Raw genomic sequence first — 20,334 nt, 5'->3', positions numbered from 1 at the left:
TATAAATTGATTAAATCATAAACAGGATAAGTCTGCTTTTTTTGTCTGCTATCTATATCTTTTGATAATCTATTAAAAACGATGGTTTTTAGTCGCATATCCTCCACTATATAACTATAGGAATATTTTTTTGCGAAGGGTGAATGATAGATGGATTTCTCAGCAATCGGACAAAAAATAAGGGATCTCAGGAAGCTGCTGGGATTATCTCAGAAAGAACTGGCAGAAGGCATATGCACCCAGGCACAGATAAGCAAAATAGAGAAAGGGGATGTATACCCGTATGCGTCCACACTTTACCTGATTTCCCAAAAGCTTGGTGTGGATGTTAACTACTTCTTTCATATAGGTACAACACCGAGGCTGGATTATATATTGGAGGTCGAACGCCAGCTGGAAATCACCAGGCGCAGCTTTGATTATGAAACCATGCGTTCTATCATTAAAGGGGAAGAGAATAACCCTTTATTTACACAAAATCCTGTGAACAGGCAGCTGATCCAGTGGCATAGAGGCATATACGAATACCACCTTAATAAGAATCCGATTAAAGCACACCAGGTCCTGAATGAGGCCATTGCTTTAACACACGGGAAGCTGTGGACAGAGCGTGAAATCGAAATTCTCCTGAGCAAGGGCATTATACTCTTTGAAGAAAATGAGCTTGAAGAGGCCCTGGCCGTTTACAGGGATGCCAAGCGCTTTATTGATTCACTGGCCACTCTGCAGGATATTATGCTGATGACGAAACTGCACTATAACATTGCGCGGGTGCTCACCAGACTTTCAAGATATGAAGAGTCCATTGAAAGCTGCACAAAAGGGATAGCCTGGTGCCTTGAAAAAGATCATCTCTTTCTTCTCGGTGAACTTCATTATCACACAGGCTATAATTATGAGCTGAGTCACCAGCTGGCGGAGGCCAAGAAATACATGGAAAAGGCACTTCTCATATTTGAACTGCAGAACGATACGAAATACCATTCTTATATCAATAACAAATTGAAAACCTGGAATTTCCCGATCTAGCCATTAAGATCGAACTATTATACCGATAAAATAATCCTCCTTTTTTCATAGGCATTTCCACCGGTTATTACTGCCCTTTTTCCATTATTTGCGATAGAATAATAGTTGAGATATTTTGTCTATATTTAACAGACTATGGAGGAAACTATTCTATGATTTATGAAGTAAAGCTGTTAATGGCCCTGCGGTCTCCCGGGATAAGCCTTTATCAGCTCGAAAAAGCGGAGGATCTGCGTGGGCTCCGAAAAAGGATTTGGCTCTTGGCACTTCTGAGCAGCATTATTTATGCAATAAGTTCCTACTTTGGAATCGGGACAGAATTCATATCAAAAGAGCTGAGTAATCTGTCTGCAGGCGAATTTGAGGCAAGAAAGGGGCTATTTGTTCTTGGAAAGATAGTCTGGGGGCTGCTGTATGCTGCTATCTACATCTTCCTGCCGGCTTTATATTTCTGGACCCTGACAGATTTGGAATATAAAAAGCTACTAGTGGTGCAGCTTTTTGCTTTTTCCATTCTGCTGATTGAAAAGGCTTTGCTCATCCCGATCAGCCTGACATGGGGAATCACTCCTTCATCCTCCCCGTTTTCATTGGGCATCCTGGCTCAGTACGCCACATCCAATGGATTGATTGTGCACTTTCTGGGAGCCATAACACTATTCCAAGTCTGGATCATATATGTTCAAACCTATTGGATCAAGAAGCTGACCGGCAGGAAAGGATGGGTCATATTCCTGATTGTCCTGTCACTCCATATCGTGTTTTGGATCTTAACAGCATTGGGAACACATATCAAAATGGAAAAGATATTTTAAAGGTGTTGAGTGAAATGAAAAGTTGGCAAGCGGGTCTACTGGCAGCAGGTGTAATAGCTTTTACAGGGGCAAATACATACCTGATCATAAAAGAAGACAGTAAAATCGATAAATCAGTTTATATAAGCGAATGGCAGAGGGCTGCCCAGGGAGATTTAAAAGAGACCCTTTCGAAGCCTGGGGTAGCCATCCCCCAGTCTGAATATCCCGTTTATTTCAGCGAAGAGGACGGAACATTCTCAAAGTTTCTGGTGAAGCCAGGCGATAAAGTAACGCCAGGAACACCTTTGTACGAATATGAATCGGTCAATCTGGACAGGGACAGGAACAGGATTGAATCCGAAATTGAACAGCTTACAAACCAGATTGACTCGGTCCAGAACCATATTTCCAGCCTGAACAACTATTTATCTGCTCTTGAAGCCGAACAGGCATATACTTCCACCGATGCTGAAAAAGAAGAGAAAGATCTTTCCGTAAGCATCCATGATACAGAAAAAGAAATTCTGCTCCAAGAGCTTGAAGCTGACCTGCTTGAAGACGAAAGAGATAAGTACGAAGAGCAGCTCGATTATGTCAATGAACAGACAGGTGTGATGAGCTATCTGAGCGAAACAGACGGGCAGATCGTGTCGATAAGCGAAGACCTGGACAATCCAGTGCTCATGATCCGTTCTGAAGCTGCTGCAGTAAAAGGCAAGCTGGATGAGAAGGAGCTGCAGAAGGTTGTTCAGGGCCAGGAAACGGCTGTAGAGTCAGGAACACTTAAAAAGGACTTTACAGGAAGAGTAGCAATTGTCCAAACGATGCCTGAAACACCTTTATCGACTGAAACACAGGCAAGCTATCCATTCACCGTAGAATTGGATCAAGCCCAGGAGAAGCTCGAAAACCTTCACCCGGGAATGCAGCTCAATGTTGAAATCACAACAGGCGAAGCAAAAGATGCTGTTTTGGCTCCTTCTAAAAGTATTATGAAGCAAAATGATAAAGAATATGTCATTGTTCTGAACAGCGTGGGGAAAACAGAAAAACGGGAAGTACAGGAAGGATTGAAGGTCAAAGGCAGCAGCGAGGTTGTCTCAGGACTGGAACAGCAGGAACCGCTGATGCTGCATCCAAAACCTGCAGCTGAAATCAGCCGGGAGTTCTTCACACCATTTACTATGGATAAATTCTACCCAGGTGCACTGAAGGATATGACCAACAGGGAAAAGTTAAAGTATTTCCTTCTTGGTATGTTTAACCGCTAGGACATAGGAAAAGCGCAAGCGCCTTGTTCATCCCCGACAAGCACAAGACGATCCTCCCGGAAAGGCGTGCTTTGCCTTTTTGGGAGGTTTGGCTTGTGATCTCGAGGGGGTAGGCGCAGCTGCTAGACAGTAATCCAAGTTAAAAAATATACTTTCTTATCTGCTAAAAAAAAGAACACTCCAGCTGGAGTGTTCTTTTCTTATCTGTCTTTCGCCGTCGAATACCGGATATCGCGCATGACCTTAAGCAATGGCCTGTGATCCTTGCCCATCAGACCGACTTTCTCAGCGAATACTTCGATGAGCAGCAGGAGGACTCCTATCACAACGAATGATCCCCACACCTTAGCCTGGGAAAAGATGACCGCCGTTAGTCCGAAAAATGCAGCCATCGCATATATCAGGATTACTGTCTGGCGATGGGAGTAGCCAAGGCGCAGCAGACAATGGTGAAGATGGGATTTGTCCGGAGCTGATAAAGGCTTTTTCGTGACAATCCTGCGAATAATCGCAAAGAATGTATCAGAAATTGGAACTCCGAGGATAATAACAGGAACGATGAAAGAAATCATGGTTACATTCTTAAATCCAAGCAGTGATAATACAGAAATGATATAGCCAAGGAAAAGGGCTCCTGTATCCCCCATAAATATCTTTGCCGGATGGAAATTGTAAATCAGGAATCCGAGTGTGCTTGCAAGTGTGATGCTTCCGATTGCCACTACATAAGGGTCGCCCATAATGATGGCCATCCCTGAAATAGTAATCAGGGCAATTGATGACACACCTGCTGCCAGGCCATCCAGACCATCAATCAAATTGATGGCATTGGTGATGCCGACAATCCAAAGAATCGTGAGCGGTATGCTCAGCATCCCAAATTCAAGCATGCCTCCGAATGGGAGGTTGACGAACTCAACATGCACGCCTCCCCATATAACAACGATAGCTGCTGCAGCCAGCTGACCGGCAAGCTTAACTTTTGCGGATATTTCGATCATATCATCCAGAACCCCGGTTGCAATGATGATCAGGCTTCCCAGGATGATCGCCATATTGTAAGGTGCTTCAGGCTGGAGAATCAGCAAGCCTGCGATAAAACTTATATAAATGGCAAGGCCGCCCAGCCGGGGCATAATCTTTTGGTGGACCTTCCGCTGGTTGGGCTTGTCTGTAGCGCCAATTTTAAAGGCAAGTTTTTTTACTAAAGGTGTAATAAGAATGGAGGTGATGAAACAAATTAACATGGTCAAGTAAATCATGTAGAGCCTCCTTAATAAATAGCATATCCATTCAGCTTTTATTTTACTATCCAAAAATGATGCATATTTCGTCATTTATTTACACAGATACTATTATTGCCACAATGCATTATAGCACATCAAATTCAATTAATATATTAATTTTTTATTTCTTTTCATGTACTTATACAGGCATGTATGTAATATTTCCAATCTTTCAATATGTAAAACTTCTGACTGCAGACTTCCCCCTCTCTCCTCATCCTCCAATAAATCATTAGACGGAGAAAAAGCAGGCGAGGTTTCAAATTCAGACAGAATTTCATAGAAGATTTTGTCATTCCTGCAAGTATTACTATAATAGGAAAATACATGATATACTAGTAGGGAATTTGCATAAGGAGCGTCCCAATATGCTGACAATGTTAAAGAAATTTGGCGACACAAATGACCGCCGCTTGAAAAAATACAGGAAAATAGTCGAAGAGATAAACAGTTTGGAGCCTGGCTATCAGAAGCTCAGCGACCAGGAACTGCAAAATAAAACAACTAAATTTAAACAACAGCTCTCCAGTGGGGAGAAAATTGAAAATATACGCCCTCATGCCTTTGCTGCAGTCAGGGAAGCTTCAAGAAGGGTGCTTGGGCTCAGGCATTATGATGTGCAGCTTATCGGCGGACTTGTACTGTCTGACGGCAATATTGCCGAAATGCCTACAGGTGAAGGAAAAACCCTGGTAGCATCCCTTCCTTCTTATCTGAGAGCTCTTGAAGGCAAAGGGGTCCATGTCATAACAGTTAATGACTATCTCGCTGCCAGGGACAGAAATCTTGTTGGAAAAATCCATGAATTTCTCGGTCTTACTGTCGGCTTGAATGTACCTATGCTTTCCCCTGAAGAAAAAAAGGCTGCATACCAGGCGGATATCACTTATGGGATTGGAACGGAGTTCGGCTTTGATTACCTGCGGGACAATATGGCAGCGTCGCTTTCCCAGAAAGTTCAGCGTCCGTATCATTATACAATTATAGATGAAGTGGACAGTGTTCTGATAGACGAAGCAAAAACACCGCTTATCGTAGCCGGAAAAATGGAATCGAGCTCAGAGCTTCATTATATTGGTTCAAGACTGGCGAAAAGATTCAAAGCTGATGTGGATTATACATTTGATGTAGAGACGAAGGCGACAAGTTTAACTGAAGAGGGAATCGAAAAAGTTGAAAAAGCCTTTGGGATCGACAATCTTTACGAGCTGGAGCATCAGACGCTGTATCATTATATGATCCAGGCAGTCCGTGCCCATGTGATGTTTGAAAAAGACGTTGACTACATCATTAAAGACGGTGAAATCAAGCTCGTTGATATGTTTACAGGCCGTATCATGGACGGGCGGACATTAAGCGACGGACTCCATCAGGCATTGGAAGCAAAAGAGGGCCTTGAGATTACAGAAGAAAATAAAACTCAGGCATCCATCACCATCCAGAATTACTTCAGGATGTATCCATTGCTTTCCGGTATGACCGGCACAGCTAAAACGGAAGAAAAAGAATTGATGGAAATCTACGGGATGGACGTCATTCAGATTCCGACAAACAAACCGATCATCCGGGAAGATCTTTTAGACAAAGTATATAAAACAGCAGAACAGAAATATAAAGCAATGGTTGAAGAGGTTAAAGGCCGTCACAGCAAGGGGCAGCCTGTCCTCATAGGAACAGCCTCTATCCTGCAGTCCGAAAAGGCTGCTGAATATTTGAAAAAGGCCGGACTTTCATTCGAACTCCTTAATGCCAAGACAGTGGAGCAAGAGGTCCGCCTTATTGAAATGGCCGGACAAAAAGGAAGAATAACAATTGCAACCAATATGGCCGGCCGCGGAACGGACATCATGCTCGGTGAGGGAGTCCATGATCTTGGCGGACTTTTTGTCCTCGGTACTGAAAAACATGAAAGCCGCAGGGTTGATAACCAGCTGAAAGGAAGATCAGGGCGCCAGGGCGATCCCGGGAGCAGCCAATTCTTCATTTCGCTTGAAGACGATATGTTCAGGCGCTTTGCCAAGGAAGATGCGGAGAAGCTTCTTGCCTCTATCCAGGCTGACGGAACCGGGTTGATCCAAGGGAAGAAAATCCATGAATTCGTTGACCGCATTCAAAGGATTGTGGAAGGATCCAACTATTCTATGCGGGAGTACAATTTGAAGCTTGATGATGTGATCAACGAGCAGCGCAATGTCATTTATCATCTAAGGAATAAGGCATTGAGCGATGATAATATTCTTCCTGTCATCCTGCCTATTGTCCACTCTGCCGCCGGTAAGCTTATTGCCCATTATGAAGAAGAGGGGATCCAGCAGGAGGCCTTGAATATAAAAGGCCTGGCAGACGAACTTAATCTGCTGCTTGCGGGTGGATCGATAGACTTGAGTGAGGACCAGTATGAAATCCAGGATATTAAAGAAATAGCCGAACGCAAGATCAAGGACTATCTGGCCTATGCAGGTACACTTGGTGAAGATGAGATGCTGCAAAATGCCCTTAAGCACCTGCTTACTGCCATCATAGACCGCAACTGGATTATTCACCTTGAAAATATGGCCAGGCTTAAAGAAGGAATAGGCATGAGGCATTACCAGCAGGAAGATCCTATGAGACTCTATCAGAAGGAAGGCCTTGAGCTATTTGAAAGCACCTATTTCCTGATAGAAAAAGAAATCAGCCGAAAGCTGGCCGAGATCATCAGATCCATTAGCCAAGACTCATAAACGAGGAGACAAGCCATGTTATCTTTCTTTAAAAAGAATAAACAGGAAAAGCCTGTCAAACAAGGCACTGACAGCACGATATCTTCAAAAGAATTACTGAATGAGACAGGGAATGAAGCGGCTGCAGAAGAGGTGGAAACTGCACTATCCCTCCATCCGGCCACAAATATTACAGCAGAGCAGCAGTATGTTTTAAGGTTCCTTAATAATGAACTGCCTCCCCTTCTGCCGAATCAAATTTCCCTGGCAGGAATTGAGCTGCAGCAGGATGGCGGATCTGTGACAGTTGCCGCTTTTGTCCGCAGCAGCCTTTCAAAGGCCGTTGAGTTCAAGAAGACCCACTTATTGCTTGTGGGGCCAGATGAGGAAATTCTCGCACGGAAGGAATTTGATCTTACAGAAATTGGTGAAATACCTGCCAAAAGCAGCCGTCCGTGGAATTTTACTTTTAACAGTTCTGATTTACTGACAGATTCGATCCCTGCAGAAGGCTGGAAGCTTGCTTTTGAAATTCGGAATAATGAAGAGCACAGGCTGGACCTGGATGAAGCCTGGGAGAATAGCTTGAGCAGCAGCGACAAAGAAAAGCTTAAACAGATGGTTGAACAAATGGACCCGCCAAAGATCGGGGAAATCAACTTTATGGGCATCCAGGCAAAAGTTGCTGACAATGAAGATCTGCAAGTCACACTCCTGATCCGAAATGGAAACGATCAGAATGTCATGCTTCAGCAGCTGCCGCTCCAGGTGGAAGACGCCACCTCCGAAGTAATTGCAAAAGGCGGCTTTCAGCTCGACAAGTTTGAACTCAAAGCCAATACAAGCAAACCATGGACATTTATTTTTCCGAAAAGCCTACTATTGAAAGACAACCCTGATTTAAGCAGCTGGAAGGCTTATCCCCTTCAGCAGCAGGTTCAAACGGAAATTTAAGGTAACCATAAGAAAACCCTCCCCTGCCTTCTTTCCCGGCTGGGGAGGGTTTTTTCAGCTTACTGCAAGAAAATGCGGTGACTATGCATGTCCATCAGCATATTTTGCTATATGCTCCACGGGATGATGCCAGCATTCTGGAAGAAGCTGTCAGGCTTCAGCTCTTAACCTTATTGTTTTTTTCACACGCATTTCTATTAAAAAAACATTCAAATAAAAGAAAATGAGCACCCATTAAAATAGGTACTCATCCCCGGCCACAACCATTTATAGTAGTTTACAAAACAGGTTTGTTACATATTTATTTTAACATATAACTTATCATATACAAGTTAAAATATGAAAATATTAGTCCTTATACCATAAAAATGAAGTAGGATCACAACTGATAATAACTGGGGATTTAACAAGATTTCAGGTCCCTCTCCTCATGCGGGAAAGGATAAAGCGGCTTTGATTCAAAGCCGCTTTCCATCACTTATTTCAGATATACTTTCAGCTTATAAGGCTTAATTGTGGACCCTCGGAAATAATCATTTACTTTGATTTGATAGGTTCCTTTTTTCATATTCACGCTCAGTACCTCTGCATCTCCCTCAGGATAAAAATCAGCAGAAGATACCAGCTTTCCATTCTGATAAAGAGCCATTTTCCCGTCAGATTCGATTCCGGTTTCAAGCTTAATTTTTCCGCTGCTGTCCTTTTTGAGGGTAAACTCATACCAGTCTTCATCTCCATTTGGCACGCCCGCATTCAAATATCCGCTGGCCTCCCACATATTGCCCTTTTGCTTCAGTTTAACCGGCTTAGAGGCAATATTGTTCCGAACCTTGTTTCCTGCATCTTCATCCTTCTTATTTGTTGAGGCCAAAGTCAGCTTATACGGGACAAGGGTTAACGGAACAGCAGAATCTGTGAAGCTGGAGAGGGCCAGAATATAATTCTTGCCTTTTTCCGCTTTAAAAGAACCAAACGTGTTTCCATAATCAATGCCTTTTTCGATATATTGAATATAATTATACTCTTCTTCATCCACTTTTCGGTTCTTATTCTTGTCTTCAATGACTGCAACGAATCCATAGAAGCTGCCAAGCAGTTCCTTCGGATATTTCTTCAGGCTTGCCGGCACCTCTCCTTTTTCCAAGGTGATTCCATAGATTTGCTCTGATTTGGATTGCAGATAGAATACATCCTGGTCACCCGGCATCGCAAAGTTGCCTTGGACTGTCATGCCAGGCAGATCCTTCACCTTTTCCATCTTATCATTATCCTCATACTTATCCTGAGGATTTTTTACAATCAGCTTTGAAGTGAACTGGAATGGAGAAAAAGAAATCTGATTGCTATAGTAATTTGTATTCACTTTAACCAGATAATTTTCACCTTTTTTCAAGCCGGTATACAGAGATTTATCTGTATCAATGAACATATTATAGCTGATATTTGATCCAATCTGATTCAGATACGTATGCTCTGTTCCTTCTTCATCCTTTTCCTTCACAACCTGATAGATTTCAAGCATCGGTATGTCAGTGCTGTTCAGCATACTAAACTGGTAAATGCCTGTCTCTGACGGTTCGAGCTTAAACCAGTCTTCATCCTCGAACGTCTGCAGGTATCCTGAAGCCGTCCCCCCGATTTTATATGGCAGAGCCATCTCCTGTATTGCTGCCACATAATTTTCGTAAGAATCCTCTTCCGCTGCTGCTCGGAAGGTATTCCTCTTCTGTTCCAGTGTGCCCAAGCCGCTGCTGGCAGATCCGACTTTCTCTTCAGTGCTTCCTTCATCATAGAATGGCAGGCCGTCTTCATCCGGAGGAAGAACTTTTCCTTCAATCTTCACTGAATACGGATAAATGGAAGATTCTACTTCATCATCCTCTTCAAATAGCTCATAGTTCATATAGTAATCATATATTCCATAGTAATTGCTTTTTTTGCTGGAAGTTTTGATTAGATACTCCATGCCAGGATCAGCTGTAAAGGTAAGGACCTCCCCTTCACCGCGTCCTTTCGAATTGACATAATGCATAGGCTCAACAGGTTCCTCGCCTTCAAGGAGTTCATAGATATACTGTTCCTTCTCCTCCTCGCTCATCTCTCCCATATCCCCGGGGAAGATCATGTCAAGAGGATACACGCTGATGGTTGAGTCTATTCCAGCAACACCTGTCGACGTAATTTTAATCACCTGCTGCTCTTCCCCTTCAGCTTTGAAGCTTAAATAGTCATCATCGCCGTTTTCGCCTATGAAGGTCAGGCTTTTCTTGGAGTCATAAGGCAGAGTATCCACTTTTAATGGATTCGCCGCTGTCGACTCATCTTCCGGAAGGACCGTAAGCTTTTCAACATTCAGCTCATATTGTGAAAGTTTCTTAGCCGAATCATCATAGCTTCCATTTGCATCTTTTACGCCAATTGCCACAGTTCCTGTGAAAGGCGCTTTTACCAGCTTTCCTTCCGTTTTATTTTCTCTTACTTTATTAACATCTATTATTTCTTTCGCGCCTTTTGGAGAATAGAAATGGATCATCATTTTATAATCATACTGGCTGGAACCGAGCAGAGAAGCCTGGATGTATTCTCCCTCTTTGATATTGAACTTGATCCACTTTTCTTCATAAGGCTTGGTTAAGGTCCCTTTTCTTACAATTTTTTTGCTGCTGTCCACGGTTTCTGCAGCGGTCTGTACTTCTTTTGGGCTTTTTGCCTTATTCACAATGGAAGGAACTTTCTTGATATCAAATTGAAGCGCCTTAACCGGGTTGATTAGACCGCTTCCGAACTTAACATCGTAGCCTGCTGTTCCAAGATCATCGGCCGTGTGCTCCAGGATATATTCGACCTGGGCCGGGGTGAGATTTGGATTCTTGGACAAAAGAAGTGACGCAGCTGCAGCTACCATCGGTGAGGCCATTGATGTTCCGCTCAGCGTTCTGAAGGTTGACTTCTTCTCCGGCTCGTAGATGGTGCTGTATACATCAGCCCCAGGTGCAGCTACATCAATCGATGGGCCATAGGAAGAAAAGTCTCCTAATTTTTTGTACTTATCTACGGCAGATACGCTGATGACCCCTTCATAAGCCGCAGGATAGCTGATGGTGTCATCACCGGTATTCCCGGCAGCCGCTACAATGGTAATATTTTTTGCGAGAGCTTTTTTGACAGCCTCCTCTATGATTGGCGACTTCATCGGACCGCCAAGGCTCATGTTGATCACTTTGGCACCACTTTTGACAGCCTGCATAATGCCCTGGGCAATTGCATAGTCGGAAGCACCCCAGCCCCTGTCAAACACATCGATCGGCAAGATCTGGGCATTGGGATTTATCCCGTATGCACCGACTCCATTATCCTTTTTGGCGGCAATGATCCCAGCAACATGTGTCCCGTGAAAATCTGGCATTCCCGGATTCATTGGATTGACCGTATTATAGCTTGAAAGGAGCTGCCCCTTCAAATCAGGATGGCTGCTGTCAACACCCTGGTCAATGACTGCTACCTTCACTTTATTTTTTCCGGCAAGCTTCTGGGCTTTTTCTGCTTGAAGCATTGTTAAATGATAAGACTCCCCAAGCTTAGGATCCTGAAGCCCGAGAGGCTTGTACATAACAGCAGGGCTGACCGACTGGACCTTGCTGTTTTTTTGATATTTGCCAATCACTTCATTAAGCTTCTTTTTATCCTGAACCTTGACCACTGAATAGTTTAAATCTGCTATCTGTTTTATCACAATTGAACCCATCCGCTTGTGCTCTGCCGCCGAAATGGTTCCCTTATATTTAATAATAAGCGTATCTTCACTGACCAGCTGCCTTTCCCCGGCTTCCAGCTTGTCCTTCAGCAAACGATGATCTTTCAAATTTGAAGCGATGCTGACCTTTTGTCCGCCCTTTGATTCTGCAAGCACATTAACCGGAGCCAGAACTGCTCCCGCCAGCAAACCAGCACTCAGCCCAATCGAGGCAAAGCTTTTCTTCCATTCCCCCATAACTCTTCCCCCTAATAGCATCTGTTTTCTTCTAAACTCTCAACCCTGAATTTCCTAAAACAGGAATACAAGATTCTCACAAGAAATTTTCCCTGCAGTTAAGCACAATAGTAAATATATACATATTAAACCAATATATTCCTACTATATAGACGGATGGGAATGAAAAAAGTTTCATTTATAAAACTATGGTATTAGCAGCAGAATTGACAGGGACCCGCCGGGCTGCTTTGCTCCTCTTCAAGCTTCATAGTATTCTTCAAAAAAAAAAGCATCCGACCGGATGCCTTCTTATTTACTCATAGCCGTTTCACTGCTATTTTCTTTCAGCTGTGCATATTTGAAATTTTTGATCTGCTCTCTCATATTGCTGATTTTCTGGTCGTATTCTGCCAGGGTTTTAATGCTGTTCCCCTTGCTCATTTCGTCAAGCATCCAATCGTTTACATAGGGGAAGTAATGCGATCTGTCCATATAATTGGATACATTGAAGGTTATCTCTGATTCATCCTGGAAATCATAAACTTCCACATTTCCTAAAGAATCAAGTTCTTTAAAGATATCCTTCTTGACCTGAAGCCTGTCTGCTGTAATAACCGGCTTCCCTTCATCTACAACCACATGCCGTGTGATTGGATATGGTGTATAAAAAAAGGTGAATTCTATATCCGGATGCTTCTTTGCCATGGACAGCATGTTGGTCCGGAAGCTTTCCATATAGCTCTCTGTATTATGCGATGCGGCCGGCGGAGCGGATATTCCTTCCAGCTGCTCCTTCATCCCGCTGACTGTAAGAGGCGGCCTTTTCTCACCAAATTTGTAATAGGACCGCGGATCAGCATCCATATTCACTTTATCTTGGTTATGATACTGATAGTCTATTTTCTTCAAGGCATCATAGCTGAGCAGGTACGGCAGATCATTGATGATATTTCTGTCATAAAGATATTCGGGAAAAGTAGCATCCTTCCTGTCAGGTTCGCCTGCCAGAGAATCATAATTGATTTCCCAATAAATCTTTTTAATGTCCTTTGATTTGACGGCGAGCTCTGCAGCTTTTTTCTGCTCATGAGCCGAAGACCCGGATATGGAGGCATTGAGGGATGCTGCATCGAGCTTCCTGTCGATGGTTTCCTCCTTGAAATTATGCGCCATTGAGGTACCGATAAACACGGTATCATAATCGAGATTGCGGATCATCCCTGCCATTTGGTATCTCATATTAAAATTTTTTATGAATGTACGTTTATAGATGCCTTCTTTGTGGTAGTAGACATAAGGATCTGATACATATACCAGTCCCATCAGAATGACAGCCAGGACAATAAATATAAGAGAGAAACCTGTTATAAATCGCTTATACGACATTTCCACTGTCATTGCTCCTTAAAAGTTGAAATATAGGAATTCAGAGATTTTGCCGAGCTGAAGGATCGACACAATTGAAATGATGGCCAGAAAAACCATATTGAACGCTGAAGGCTTGAATCTGTGCATCATTTCAAAGGAATTATGTCTTAAAGTCACAATGAATAAGGCCAATATAATCATGATGAAGCTCGGAAACGTGTAAAACATAGCCCTGTCCGGCATGAGGTTCAGCCCTGTCAACGGCTCGAGCACTGCTGCAGCTCTTGTCGGCAGCTCAAAATTGATGAACCCAAACATGATTTTCAGCATAAGGACAGCCTGAGCAAAGCTTTCGGCCCGGAAAAACACCCAAGCCATATTGACAAAATTGAAGGTGATAAACCAGGCGAGGATTGCCGGCATCTTGAAGCCCTTCCTGCTCCACCACCTGTATACCACAGAGGCAGCCCCGTGAAGGAATCCCCAAAAGATGAAGGTCCACCCTGCCCCATGCCAAAAACCGCTCACTAAAAAGATGATCATAATATTGATATAAGTCCTGAACGGCCCTTTTCTATTCCCGCCAAGCGGAAAGTAGATATAGTGCGTCAGGAAACGGCCCAGCGTCATATGCCATCTCCGCCAAAAATCCTGGATATTAAGAGACTTATACGGAGAATTGAAATTAATAGGGAGCCTGATATTGAAAAGCAGGGCAGCACCCGCAGCCATATCGCAATAGCCGCTGAAGTCAAAATAAAGCTGGAACGTATAAGATAAGGAGACGATCCATGACTCCGCAAAATTCAATTCGGAAATCCTGCTGTAGCCATCATTGGCCCATACTGAAAAAGAATCGGCAATCATGACTTTTTTGAATAGTCCAATCCCGAAAATAAAAAGGCCAAGTGCTATATTCTTCGCCTGAAGGCGGCCGCTTCCCTCTTTATGGAACTCTGACATAATTTCACTGTGGTGCACAATCGGACCGGCAATCAGCTGCGGGAAAAAGCTCACAAAAACCATATATTCATGCAGTTTATAGCCCTTCGTTTCATAGCGGTAGCTGTCAACCAGATAGGCGATCTGCTGAAAGGTAAAAAAGCTTATGGCAAGCGGAAGAGCCAGATGAAGCAGCGGGAATGCATCTCCTGCAAATGTATTGAGAGAGGATAGGAAGAAGTCTGTGTATTTAAAATAGCCGAGCAGGCCGGCATTGAATACAATTCCCAGGGTCAATACAATCTTTCTTTTCTTGATCTCTTCCATTCCCCCAAGACAGGTCCCTATTGCAAAGTTAACCAGCATGGATATCAAAATCAGCGGCAGATAGCTTATGTTCCACCAGGCATAGAAAAACAGGGAAGCTGCGACAATCCACAACTTGGCTGCTGTCCCTTGCTTCATATAGTGAAGAAAAAAATATCCCAAAAAAGCAATTGGCAAAAAATAAAAAATGAATTCATAAGAATTGAAAAGCAATTTGCCTGCACCTCTGTTAAGTTGTAAGTTTTACTGGTCAATTATACTAGATATAAAGGCAGTTGTCATACTTTGCCGAAAAATGCTACGATTCCTATGCTCGTTGATAAAGCCTGCTTAAAAAGCTTTCTCATCAATGCGCTAAAACATTTAAGGAGGCTGTAATGCACTTAAGAAAACTATTTTTTACGGTGTTGATAGGATTTATTTTCACTCTTGCCCTCCTGGAGGAAGAGGCTTTAGCCAAGAAGCTGCTGGATGCCCCCCATATAAAACAATTGCCGGAGCTGCCAAGGGGCTGTGAGGTGACAAGCCTTGCCATGATGCTGCTGGATGCAGGTGCCAAAGCGGATAAAATGACATTGGCCAAGCAGATCAAAAAGGTTCCATTTAAACAGAACGGGCTCCACGGAAATCCATACGACGGCTTCGTTGGAAACATGTATACATATTCCCTTCCCGGCTACGGCGTATATAACGGCCCTATAGCAGAGCTTGCAGAAGATTATCTGCCAGGAAGAACCGTTAATTTAACAGGGCTTGCTCCTTCTTACATATATAAAATGATAGATAAGGGTTCTACAGTCTGGGTCATTACCAACTCACGCTTCAGAGCGCTTCCCACTTCGCAATTTCAGACATGGAACACCAGCACAGGGAAGGTCAGCATTACATACAGAGAGCACAGTGTTCTGGTGACAGGCTATGATTCACAGTATGTGTATATCAATGACCCGCTCTATAAAACCAAAAACCGGGCGGTCAGCCGTAAAAACTTTGAAGCTTCCTGGGTGCAGATGGGCAGACAGGCGATCAGCTATTATCCTAAGAACCAACATTTTTTTGCCGATACAATTGGACATTGGGCAGAAAAAGAGATTAATAGATTTTCAGAGCTTGAATACATAAACGGCTATAAGAATGGATTGTTCAAACCAAATGACAGCATTACACGCAGCCAGCAGGCCATCATGACAGCACGGGTGCTCAATCTTCCTCTCGAGAACAGGAAGAGTCCTTCGTTTAAAGATCTTTCAGTTACGAATACAGAGTACAAAGCTGTTTCAGCACTTGTAGAAGAAGGGATCCTCCAGGACGGGGCAGCCTTTTCCGGCACGAATGCCCTGACCCGGGCAGAGATGAGCAAGATATTAACAATGGCATTTAAGCTCCCGCTGTCTGGAACAAAGCAATTTACTGATGTTTCGGATGCAAGCTGGGCACTGCCATATATACAAACGATTTATGAGTACGGTATCACTTCCGGCTATTCTAATGGCACCTTCAAGCCTAACGACCAGGTGACAAGAGCACAGTTTTCCGTCTTCCTGACCCGAGCGATGGAAAAACTGTGGTTTACAGATATATATAAGCATTGGGCAAGGGATGATATCAGCATGCTGAAGAGAGAAGGAATCATAAAAGGTGAAAGCAACGGCTCCTTCAGGCCGAATGCCAGCATCTCAAGAGCGGAAGCAGCAGTCATGCTGGACAGGTCAATTGACCTCCCTGAAGCGGGCGGGTTCCAGGCAGCCTTTAAGGACCTCCCTGCGAATCATTTTTCTTACAGTTCCGTGATGAAGCTTGTCCAGGCTGGCATTCTATCAGACTCTGAAGCTTTCAGGCCAAATGACGAAATGTCCAGGCAAGAATTCGCCAGGGTTATTGCCCTGGGGTACAAGTTAAACTACACGCCCGCCGATCCCGTGTTCACCGATGTTCCGCCCGATCATGGATTTTATGAGGCGATTCAGGCATTGGCACAGAATAATATCACAAAAGGGAATGGCAGCGGCCAATTCTCCCCCGGAAGCTCGATTACAAGAGCGGAATTCGCAAGTCTCCTGGCGCGCGCCTATAGGAAATAAAAAAAGGAACACCTCTATTATATTTGGGAGGTGTTCCTTTTTTAGGTTTTTCTATGTTGCTGCAGTCTACTTCCGGCTGGGTCAGCTGCTTAGCAGAGCATTAACGACCGGCTTATCTGCTTAAAATCCTGTACAGGAATAATGCATACTGTCCTCTGTTTACCGTGTCGCCAGGCCGGAAGGTATTGTCTTTAAACCCTTCTGTCACCTTATTGGCAATCAAAGACCCCACTGCTTCGTAAGCAAAGCTTGAAGGAGGCATATCAGAGAATCGGATAGGGGCATTGCCTGTCAGCTTAAAGGCCCTTTGGAGTATTACGGCCATTTCAGCCCTGGTCAGGTTGGCATTCGGATCAAATAGATTTCCTTCCTTTCCTTTTATCACTCCTGCAGCTGCGACAGCTGAGATTTCCTTGGCATAACGGTATTCCTTCGGTACATCCGCAAAGCCTGCGTATGGGGCATTGGCAGTATCCAGCTTAAGTGCCCTTGCTATCAGCAGCGCTGCATCCAGCCTTGTTAATGATGCTCCCGGCCTGAAAGTTCCATCATTATATCCATTAATGATTCTCCCATCTGTCAGGAAAGCAACAGAATCAAAGTATGGTGAACTGTAGCCGACATCGGAGAACTTGGCCAGCTCTTCCACTACAGTGATCGGGATTTGCTTCACTGCGTTCCCATAAGAAGCTGTTATCACTCCGGTTCCCGCTGTCGTTGCTTTTACTATATTCCCAGAGACTTCACCGATTGTACTGCTCAGTTTCAATTTGGAAGGATCTTTCGGAAGCGGATTATAAAATTGGTCAAGAACACTGGTTATATTGACAGCTAAAGATGATCCTTTCACAATTTCCCCTGAAGCGGATAATGCCGCATTCAAGAATTTTGGCTCTGAAAGAGGAGCTGTGCTGATTGCCTGAAGGGAAGTGGATACAGCCCTTTCCCTGCCATCAGACGGCTTATTCATCAGTGTGGCCAAGTCATTGCCGTTTTTGCGGGCGATGATGGCCGTACTCCCGCCTCCATCCAAATTAAGAGCTTTATAGGCTCCCAGCTTCACAAGATATTGAGCGAACTCGGTAAGGTTCATCCCCTTGCTTTCTGCCAGCCTTCCATCCACAGTCACCAGGAATACTTTACTCATCGTTTTATCGATGGCTACAGCGGTTCGGGGGGCCCTTTCCCTTGCCCTTGTGCTGTTGGGATCCATCCCCAGATCGACCTTGCCATTATTGACAAGAAGCGGGCCGCTCGCCAGCATATATTCAGAGTTCTTCCATTTATCATCAATATTGATGGCAATCTCTACGGTATCACCGGGCTTCATTTCTTTTAACGCCGGCAGGCTCGTACCGTGGGCAGAAAGAACAAATCCGTCTTCCGGGATTTTGGTGTTCGTGATGTCGCCGTGTGCGCGGATCTGGCTGACTGTGCCTGTAATCACATCACCGAACTCAAGGTCCCTGTTTTTAGAAGCATTGGAGAAGACGACTTCCATCCCATATTGGTTTGTATTCGTATAGCCGTTTGCGTATTCCGGCGTAAACAAAATAAGGTCATCATAATTCCTTATTTTATTCATGCTGGTAATATTCACTGTACGATTATTATGAACAGCAGACATCGAAAGATTGAAAGACTCAATCTGCGGCTTGCCCTGACTGTTGATGCCAAAAGCCACCGGCTTGTTGACATACTGATCAGAGCCTGTAGCGATGATCCCTGTATTCATTACTTTATTACGGTATGAAATCAAGTACATCGGCAACTTTGTGCTCATGTCAAAAAACGATCCATTAACCGCACCTACCACACGATTTCCTTCTCTATGATTAAGCTTCGCCTGAGCAGAAACAGTTGAGATTGTATTGAGCGGCAAAGGTATGGAAAGATCAAGCTTTGTATATGGATCTGCCATATTTACTTCAAGAAATTTAATAGATTGATTATAGGAATTAATAACCTCACGATTTTCCTTATACTTCACTCCAGGTGAAACCTGGAATTGTTCAGCCTCTGCGGCCGAGGCAGCCATGCCCGGAGCCAGGAAGGAACCAGCCTGTACAGCAAGCGCGAATGACAAACAAACAGAAATCAACTTCTTTTTCTTTAACACAATTTGCCCCCTTGATTTATAAAATGTACCAATTTATGTATCTACCATATAGTTTTACCATATTTTCATAGATTTTGTCGATTGAACTCGGAAGAAAACAATTGGTATATTATGGTTCTACAAGCGCAATATGATGTCAAAAAAAAAAGCCGCATCGGCGGCTTCTTTCTTGTTACTGAACTTTTACATTTAAAGTAAGAGTTGTTGTGTTGTTAGACTGATCTGTAAACGGAGCCTCCAGAACATAATTTCCGGCAGGAATAACATCATATTTTGGATGATCGATCAGCTTCCATTTGCCGTCCGTATGAGTCAATGTCCCCCAGTTGGCTCCTATGCCAGCTTTCACAGACTCTACATCTGTGCTTTTCAGCGTCACTTCAACCTGTGTTGCAGAAATGCTGTCGACAACTGTCATTTCCATAGCATTAAGATTAGCAGTACCGTTCGATGCAGGAAGAACAACTGAGGCAGCAGTGCCCCCATTAAAATCGAAAACTGCCGGGGCTGTTACGCCTTCAAGCGTGATAGAACCAACACCTGCTGCCGGCGGCGCAAAATCAAATGCGGTTTCCACGTCATCAACATACAGCCATCCCTGCTTCCCTGCCAAATCGTTATGTTCTACTGTTAACGTCTTGCGGTCTGCCGATAAACTCAATTTTGAAGGCTTTAACTCCATGACGAAGTCACCAGCGAGCTCAACATCTACATAGAAAAGGCTATATACATCTTTAGCAGTATAGTCCTCAGGAGCGGCTTCATCCAAAGCTATAGTAAATGAAGTGGAATTAATTACGGTGACTTCCTCAGCAAGCGGCATGTACATATTCTCAAATACCGCTTCGTAGGTTTTATATAGCAAGTTAACGAACTCGCCCCTCGTAATCTTCAAGTTGGTTCCGAATGAATCTTTTGTTTTCCCGTTTGTAATTTCAGCACCGTAAATGGCTTCAATATAAGGGCCGAAGACACCAACAGCATCCGTGAATGGAGTGTCAGCCGCAAAATCCTCCAGTCCAAAACCGAGCACAAGAATCTTCGCCATAGCTCCTCTTGAAAGCGGTTCGTTCGGAGCAAATGTCTTTTTATCTTTTCCAGAAATGATGCCTTCAGCAGCTAAAGCGTTGACAGCGCCTTCAATCCTTGGAATTAAATCCGTAAATCCTGCATCAGGTGCATTGTTTGTATCTAAATCCAGGGCATTAGCCATGATGACTGCAGCATCGCCTCTGGTAAGGTTCAGATTTGTGCCAAACTCAGTATCAGACTTCCCCTTAATAATGTCCGCTAAATAGAAAAAGGTAACTGCTTCATCATAATTAGAGCTGACATCCTTAAAATTATGAAATTCTGATGCTGAAGCTGCCGGAGCAACTGCTGCTACTGCTATTGCAGCAGTTGTACCTGCAGCAGCAAATTTTTGAAATGCGTTTGCCATGTTCTTGTTTCCTCCTGTTAGAAACTATATAAGTATGATTGCGC

General features: G+C 43.8%; 12 protein-coding genes and 1 pseudogene. 7 read left to right on the top strand and 6 right to left on the bottom strand.

All coding sequences use genetic code 11. The features are described from left to right. Window positions 1-150 precede the first annotated feature (150 nt). The 3 genes from RBB45_RS15140 to RBB45_RS15130 all read left to right on the top strand — a co-directional run bounded on the left by RBB45_RS15140 (window position 151) and on the right by RBB45_RS15130 (window position 3,097). Window positions 151-1,029 (top strand): helix-turn-helix domain-containing protein, encoded by an 879-nt coding sequence (locus tag RBB45_RS15140; protein WP_224949558.1) that lies wholly within the window; start codon window positions 151-153, stop codon window positions 1,027-1,029. Window positions 1,030-1,181: 152 nt separating this feature from the next. Beyond that, the gene (locus RBB45_RS15135) at window positions 1,182-1,844 is read left to right on the top strand and encodes a hypothetical protein (RefSeq protein WP_306009865.1); all 663 of its coding nucleotides are present in this window, start codon (window positions 1,182-1,184) and stop codon (window positions 1,842-1,844) included. Between the two features lie 14 nt (window positions 1,845-1,858). Further along, the gene (locus RBB45_RS15130; protein WP_306009864.1) at window positions 1,859-3,097 is read left to right on the top strand and encodes an efflux RND transporter periplasmic adaptor subunit; all 1,239 of its coding nucleotides are present in this window, start codon (window positions 1,859-1,861) and stop codon (window positions 3,095-3,097) included. Between the two features lie 200 nt (window positions 3,098-3,297). On the opposite strand, the gene RBB45_RS15125 is transcribed toward RBB45_RS15130, so the two are convergent. Next, complete coding sequence (locus RBB45_RS15125) at window positions 3,298-4,359, bottom strand: glycosyltransferase family 4 protein (protein ID WP_022544412.1); 1,062 nt, start codon at window positions 4,357-4,359, stop codon at window positions 3,298-3,300. Window positions 4,360-4,751: 392 nt separating this feature from the next. On the opposite strand from RBB45_RS15125, the gene secA2 reads away from it, so the two are divergent. Both secA2 and RBB45_RS15115 read left to right on the top strand, forming a co-directional pair. Continuing rightward, entirely contained in the window at window positions 4,752-7,106 is a 2,355-nt protein-coding gene (gene secA2 / locus RBB45_RS15120; protein ID WP_306009863.1) for an accessory Sec system translocase SecA2, read from the top strand. A 15-nt stretch (window positions 7,107-7,121) separates the two neighbouring features. Continuing rightward, a complete protein-coding gene (locus RBB45_RS15115; RefSeq protein ID WP_009792957.1) occupies window positions 7,122-8,039 on the top strand; it encodes an accessory Sec system S-layer assembly protein in 918 nt (305 codons plus the stop codon). 478 nt (window positions 8,040-8,517) lie between these two features. Here the strand turns inward: RBB45_RS15115 and RBB45_RS15110 are convergent, their stop codons facing one another. From RBB45_RS15110 to RBB45_RS15100, 3 genes are all read right to left on the bottom strand, one after another. Continuing rightward, entirely contained in the window at window positions 8,518-12,030 is a 3,513-nt protein-coding gene (locus RBB45_RS15110; protein ID WP_306009862.1) for a S8 family peptidase, read from the bottom strand. A gap of 291 nt (window positions 12,031-12,321) precedes the next feature. Further along, window positions 12,322-13,404, bottom strand: a complete 1,083-nt coding sequence (locus RBB45_RS15105) for a hypothetical protein (protein ID WP_022544413.1) — start codon at window positions 13,402-13,404, stop codon at window positions 12,322-12,324. 12 nt (window positions 13,405-13,416) lie between these two features. Continuing rightward, window positions 13,417-14,862 (bottom strand): MBOAT family O-acyltransferase, encoded by a 1,446-nt coding sequence (locus RBB45_RS15100; RefSeq protein WP_306009861.1) that lies wholly within the window; start codon window positions 14,860-14,862, stop codon window positions 13,417-13,419. 164 nt (window positions 14,863-15,026) lie between these two features. On the opposite strand from RBB45_RS15100, the pseudogene RBB45_RS26325 reads away from it, so the two are divergent. Then, a pseudogene (locus RBB45_RS26325) lies at window positions 15,027-15,686 on the top strand (C39 family peptidase); the annotation flags it as partial. Further along, on the top strand, window positions 15,660-16,730 hold the full coding sequence (locus RBB45_RS26320; RefSeq protein WP_371931597.1) for an S-layer homology domain-containing protein: 1,071 nt from the start codon (window positions 15,660-15,662) through the stop codon (window positions 16,728-16,730). The pseudogene RBB45_RS26325 and the gene RBB45_RS26320, both read left to right, overlap by 27 nt. Before the next feature lie 112 nt (window positions 16,731-16,842). Here the strand turns inward: RBB45_RS26320 and RBB45_RS15090 are convergent, their stop codons facing one another. Next, the gene (locus RBB45_RS15090) at window positions 16,843-18,849 is read right to left on the bottom strand and encodes a phosphodiester glycosidase family protein (protein WP_022544415.1); all 2,007 of its coding nucleotides are present in this window, start codon (window positions 18,847-18,849) and stop codon (window positions 16,843-16,845) included. A 172-nt stretch (window positions 18,850-19,021) separates the two neighbouring features. Continuing rightward, on the bottom strand, window positions 19,022-20,290 hold the full coding sequence (locus RBB45_RS15085) for an S-layer homology domain-containing protein (protein WP_009792950.1): 1,269 nt from the start codon (window positions 20,288-20,290) through the stop codon (window positions 19,022-19,024). Between the last annotated feature and the right edge of the window lie 44 nt (window positions 20,291-20,334).

It is taken from the genome of Bacillus sp. MMSF_3328, from assembly GCF_030733525.1.
GTDB lineage: Bacteria > Bacillota > Bacilli > Bacillales > Cytobacillaceae > Bacillus_AB > Bacillus_AB infantis.
This window is presented reverse-complemented; position numbering and strand designations above follow the sequence as displayed.

Excerpts from the sequence above, each read along its gene's own strand:
- RBB45_RS15085 (WP_009792950.1), bottom strand. The coding sequence starts at position 20,290 with ATGGCAAACGCATTTCAAAAATTTGCTGCTGCAGGTACAACTGCTGCA.
- RBB45_RS15115 (WP_009792957.1), top strand. The coding sequence starts at position 7,122 with ATGTTATCTTTCTTTAAAAAGAATAAACAGGAAAAGCCTGTCAAACAA.
- RBB45_RS15110 (WP_306009862.1), bottom strand. The coding sequence starts at position 12,030 with ATGGGGGAATGGAAGAAAAGCTTTGCCTCGATTGGGCTGAGTGCTGGT.
- RBB45_RS26320 (WP_371931597.1), top strand. The coding sequence starts at position 15,660 with ATGGGCAGACAGGCGATCAGCTATTATCCTAAGAACCAACATTTTTTT.
- secA2 (WP_306009863.1), top strand. The coding sequence starts at position 4,752 with ATGCTGACAATGTTAAAGAAATTTGGCGACACAAATGACCGCCGCTTG.
- RBB45_RS15130 (WP_306009864.1), top strand. The coding sequence starts at position 1,859 with ATGAAAAGTTGGCAAGCGGGTCTACTGGCAGCAGGTGTAATAGCTTTT.
- RBB45_RS15125 (WP_022544412.1), bottom strand. The coding sequence starts at position 4,359 with ATGATTTACTTGACCATGTTAATTTGTTTCATCACCTCCATTCTTATT.
- RBB45_RS15140 (WP_224949558.1), top strand. The coding sequence starts at position 151 with ATGGATTTCTCAGCAATCGGACAAAAAATAAGGGATCTCAGGAAGCTG.
- RBB45_RS15135 (WP_306009865.1), top strand. The coding sequence starts at position 1,182 with ATGATTTATGAAGTAAAGCTGTTAATGGCCCTGCGGTCTCCCGGGATA.